At 62.0% G+C, this 4,255-nt stretch carries 5 protein-coding genes and 1 pseudogene; 4 read left to right on the forward strand and 2 right to left on the reverse strand.

Going from position 1 to position 4,255, the window contains the following annotated elements; translation table 11 throughout:
- Positions 1-233: pseudogene (locus tag EN993_RS32110) on the forward strand (hypothetical protein); the annotation flags it as partial.
- Positions 234-245: 12 nt separating this feature from the next.
- Here EN993_RS32110 and EN993_RS32115 read toward each other — a convergent pair.
- Positions 246-899: a hypothetical protein gene (locus tag EN993_RS32115; RefSeq protein WP_127265789.1), complete on the reverse strand. Its 654-nt coding sequence runs from the start codon at positions 897-899 to the stop codon at positions 246-248.
- The gene (locus EN993_RS32120; protein ID WP_056582159.1) at positions 896-1,195 is read right to left on the reverse strand and encodes a DUF3572 domain-containing protein; all 300 of its coding nucleotides are present in this window, start codon (positions 1,193-1,195) and stop codon (positions 896-898) included. The genes EN993_RS32115 and EN993_RS32120 overlap by 4 nt, the downstream gene beginning before the upstream one ends.
- A 261-nt stretch (positions 1,196-1,456) precedes the next feature.
- Between EN993_RS32120 and EN993_RS32125 the strand changes: the two genes are divergently transcribed.
- From EN993_RS32125 to EN993_RS32140, 3 genes are all read left to right on the forward strand, one after another.
- Complete coding sequence (locus tag EN993_RS32125) at positions 1,457-1,813, forward strand: response regulator (protein ID WP_276325614.1); 357 nt, start codon at positions 1,457-1,459, stop codon at positions 1,811-1,813.
- 33 nt (positions 1,814-1,846) lie between these two features.
- Entirely contained in the window at positions 1,847-3,220 is a 1,374-nt protein-coding gene (locus EN993_RS32130) for a PleD family two-component system response regulator (RefSeq protein ID WP_127265791.1), read from the forward strand.
- A 528-nt stretch (positions 3,221-3,748) separates the two neighbouring features.
- Positions 3,749-4,255, forward strand: a 507-nt coding sequence (locus tag EN993_RS32140) for an FAD-dependent monooxygenase (RefSeq protein ID WP_164757947.1), incomplete at its 3' end; no start/stop codon positions are given.

A 4,255-nucleotide genomic window follows, 5' to 3' on the forward strand; every position in this document is an offset into this window, starting at 1 on the left:
AATATGTGCCTGTCGCCCTCATGGCGAAAGGTTTTGGCAAGACGCTGCCCGATGGCCGGCTGGAATGGGTCGTCAACGCCAAGGCCGATGGTTCGGTCACCGTCAATGGTGTCATGCTGAAGCCCGCCGATCCGGCCGTGGACGACAGCGTGGATGATGGTGACGGCGGGGACGATGACGGTGGAGACGCCAGTGGCGGTAGCGACAATGGCGGAGCGAAACTGAACCCTTGAGGGGCTAGGGCTTTAGAGCCCCAGCGCGCTCGCGATCTTCGGCGCGGCTTCGCGCCAGTCCTGGACGACGACGATGTCGTCCGTCACCGGCGGCAGGAATGCGCGCAGCGAATTGTCGGCCATCAGATGGAACAGTTCGGCGTCGGCGACCGATCCCCGCACCGACGCTAGATTGTGCGGCTGATCGTCGACGAAGACCACCGGCCTGGCGGCCTTGCCGCGAAGCTTGGCCACTGCCGGTCCCTTGGCCATTTCAGTGGTCAGAAGTGGGTAGCTCAGCCCGAGGGCATCGAGATGGGCGCGACGCACGGCGCGGTGTCTGTGCGGCATGGCCGTCAGCAAGATGATTTCCGCGCGGTCGCCGAGCCCTGCCAGGGCCTCTGCTGCGCCGTCGGTAATGCTCTGCCAATCGGCTTGCGCGTCAAAGAAATCGCCCAGGAGTGCCGTGACTTCAGGCTGTTCGATCAGCCGGCCGCTCGCCGTCTCGGCAATGTTGCCGGTCAGCCGAAAGGAGGCCAGCGTCAGGCCAAAGCCGCGCGCCTTGAGGAAATTCGGGAACGGGCGGATGAACTCGAGCACGACGTCGTCGACGTCGAGCACAAGCAGCGGCCGGTCGTCGGCCGCCAGTTCCTCGATCTGGCGCGCGGTTTCGGGGTCATCGCTCATATCGAATGCTCATGGTTGTCGTCGCCCAGCGGCAGCGCCCGCAAGGCTTTGCCGACGGCAGCCGGCGGCGTGCCGGTTTCCTCGGCAAAGCGCATCAGCGTCGGCTCGTGGGCGAGAATGAACTGCAGGACACCGGCCAGAAAACCCGGCTCGCTGGCGGCTTTGCGGATAGAATGCGCCTCTATGCCGGTGATTGCCAGAAAGCGCGGCAGCAGCTCCGGATCGGAGGCGACGAAGCCCAGGGCCTTCACGGCAATCGATTCCGCTTCTTCACGCATTGACGCTGCGTTTGCCATCACTACCTTCGGTGAGTGGAATGAGTCTCTCCCGCAGTAATGGCAAGAATTGCTTGCGGCAAGCCATTAGAGCGTCGCGCGCCCTTTGGACGCGCAGGGGGACGAGGTGGAATTTGCGTTGTTTTCCAGCCGCGGATTTCCGTTTCGTCAATCATATTGCCGTAAAGTGAAGCAGGGTTTGGTGCGTCTAGACATGGGCGCATGACGGTCGCCTTCGAGCGGAAGGACGACCGGGACGGGATATCGATGCCGAAGAAGGTCATGATCGTCGAGGACAACGAGCTCAACATGAAGCTCTTTCGGGACCTCATCGAGGCAAGCGGTTACGAGACCGTGCGCACCCGCAACGGTCTGGAAGCGCTCGATCTGGCGCGCCTGCATAAGCCGGATCTCATCCTGATGGATATCCAGCTGCCTGAAGTGTCGGGGCTGGAGGTGACCAAATGGCTGAAGGAGGACGACGAGCTGCACGTCATCCCAGTCATTGCGGTGACCGCCTTCGCGATGAAGGGCGACGAGGAACGCATCCGCCAGGGTGGCTGCGAGGCCTATATTTCGAAGCCGATCTCGGTGCCGCGTTTTATCGAAACCATCAAATCCTATTTGGGTGATGCGTGATGTACCCTTTCAGCCGAGCCGGAGCCTTGTGAAATGACTGCGCGGATCCTCGTCGTCGACGACATCCCTGCCAATGTGCGGCTGCTGGAAGTCCGGCTGCTGGCCGAATATTTCGAGGTGCTGACCGCCACCAACGGGCCGGATGCGATCGAAACCTGCGAGAATGGCAAGGTCGATGTCGTGCTGCTCGACGTGATGATGCCTGACATGGACGGCTTCGAGGTCTGCCGGCGGCTGAAAAGCGATCCGGCGACATCGCACATTCCGGTGGTGATGATCACCGCGCTCGACCAGGTTTCCGACCGCGTACGCGGGCTCGAGGCCGGCGCGGACGACTTCCTGACCAAGCCGGTCAACGACCTGCAGCTGATGACGCGCGTCAAGAGCCTGGTTCGCCTGAAGTCACTGACCGATGAGTTGCGGCTGCGTGCTTCGACGACGCGCAACATCGGCATCGAAGAGCTTTTGAGCCGCAATTTCGCGTCCGAGGACACGACACCGAAAGTGCTTTTGATCGACGAGCGCAAATCATCCGTCGAGCGCATCCAGAAGATGCTGCGCGACCGCGCCGACCTCGATGTCTCCAGCGATCCGCATGCCGGCTTCTTCCAGGCCGCCGAGACGTCCTATGAATGCGTGATGATCTCGACTGCGTTCGCCGATTTTGATCCGCTCAGGCTCTGTTCGCAGTTGCGCTCGCTGGATCGCACCCGCTTCGTGCCGATCATTCTTCTGGCGGAGGAGGGCGAGGAGGAGCGCATCATCCGCGGCCTCGAACTCGGCATCAACGACTATCTGATGCGGCCGATCGACCAGCAGGAACTGACGGCGCGGCTGGGTACCCAGGTGCGCCGCAAGCGTTACAACGACCAGCTGCGCGCCAGCGTCACCCAGACCATCGAAATGGCGGTGACCGACGGCCTGACCGGGCTGCATAACCGCCGCTATCTCGACAGCCATCTACAGACGCTGTTCGATCGCGCCGTGGCACGGCGCCGGCCGCTGTCGGTGATGATCACCGACCTTGACCGCTTCAAGGCCATCAACGACGCGCATGGCCATGACGGCGGCGACGAAGTGTTGCGGGAATTTGCGCGACGGCTGCGCAAGAATGTCAGGGGTATCGACCTTGCCTGCCGCTTTGGCGGCGAGGAGTTCGTCGTGGTGATGCCGGACACCGAAGGTGCGGTTGCCGAGAAGGTGGCCGAGCGCATTCGCGCCGAAATTGCCCAGGCGCCTTTTGCCATCGGCCAGGACGGCAAGACGATCGAAGTCACGGTCAGCGTCGGGGTGTCGTCGGTGCTGAAGGGTGTGGATACGGTGGCGGCGCTGATGAAGCGTGCCGATCTCGCACTCTACGAAGCCAAGAGCGGTGGCCGCAACCGCGTCGTTGCCAAGGCGGCATAACCGGTCCAGACCCGATTATCCTGTCAACCCGACAGGGTTACCCGTTTACCTTAATCCAAGCGATTCGCGAGCCTTGGTTAAGAAACTGTTGATTTTCATAAGCTCTTGCGCAAGTGTGCAGGCCAAGACGAAGCCGGCACGAGGATAGACAGCCGGCTCGATCCCCAGAATACCCCATGATGCTCAGGTCCGCCGCATCTCCTGGGTCCGTGGGGTCGGCCGGCCGGCGCTGGCACATAGTGGCCTCCTCGTACCGCTGCCAAACGCCGACCGGCCCCCTTCTTTCCAATGAGCATCAGAGCTCCGTGCCAAAGCACGGAAGACTCTGCGTTTTTTGCGTGTGAAAATCCGGATATCGTTTTTAGGACTGCGACGGCGATGGCACGTTCCGTGCGCTGTCACGTGGCTGCCAACGATGAGGAAGAGTACCCCTCCATTTCATAGATATGGCGCACAAGGGGCTTGCGGCAAGACCCGGCTCCTCCCGTAAAACCGCGGTCCAGGCCAACGGAAACGGGAGTGACGAGAATGGGTGTGATGTTGCCGGCAGACGGATCGCGTCGGGATCATGCAGTGGTGATCGCCGGGGGCGGTCCGACGGGATTGATGCTGGCAGGCGAGCTCGCATTGGCGGGCGTCGATGTCGCCATTGTCGAGCGGCGCGATACTCAGGAACTCATTGGCTCACGCGCAGGCGGCCTGCACGCACGCACGATCGAGGTGCTCGATCAGCGCGGAATCGCCGATCGTTTCCTCTCGCAGGGACAGCCATCGCCGTCCGTGGGCTTCCACATGATCCGGTTGGACATCAGCGATTTTCCCACGCGGCACAATTATCTGCTGGCGCTGCGGCAAAACCATATCGAGCGGATATTGGCCGACTGGATCAGCGGGTTGCAGGTGCCGATCTATCGCGGACAGGACGTTACGGGTTTCGCACAGGACGATGGCGGCGTCGATGTGGAGCTGTCCGATGGCCAACGATTGCGGACGCGGTATCTCGTTGGCTGCGCCGGAGGACGAAGCGTGATCCGA

It is taken from the genome of Mesorhizobium sp. M7D.F.Ca.US.004.01.2.1, assembly GCF_003997785.1.
GTDB lineage: Bacteria > Pseudomonadota > Alphaproteobacteria > Rhizobiales > Rhizobiaceae > Mesorhizobium > Mesorhizobium loti.

Bases quoted from the DNA above. Each gene is read 5' to 3' on its own strand.
- EN993_RS32130 (WP_127265791.1), top strand. From the start codon at position 1,847: ATGACTGCGCGGATCCTCGTCGTCGACGACATCCCTGCCAATGTGCGG.
- EN993_RS32120 (WP_056582159.1), bottom strand. From the start codon at position 1,195: ATGGCAAACGCAGCGTCAATGCGTGAAGAAGCGGAATCGATTGCCGTG.
- EN993_RS32125 (WP_276325614.1), top strand. From the start codon at position 1,457: ATGATCGTCGAGGACAACGAGCTCAACATGAAGCTCTTTCGGGACCTC.
- EN993_RS32115 (WP_127265789.1), bottom strand. From the start codon at position 899: ATGAGCGATGACCCCGAAACCGCGCGCCAGATCGAGGAACTGGCGGCC.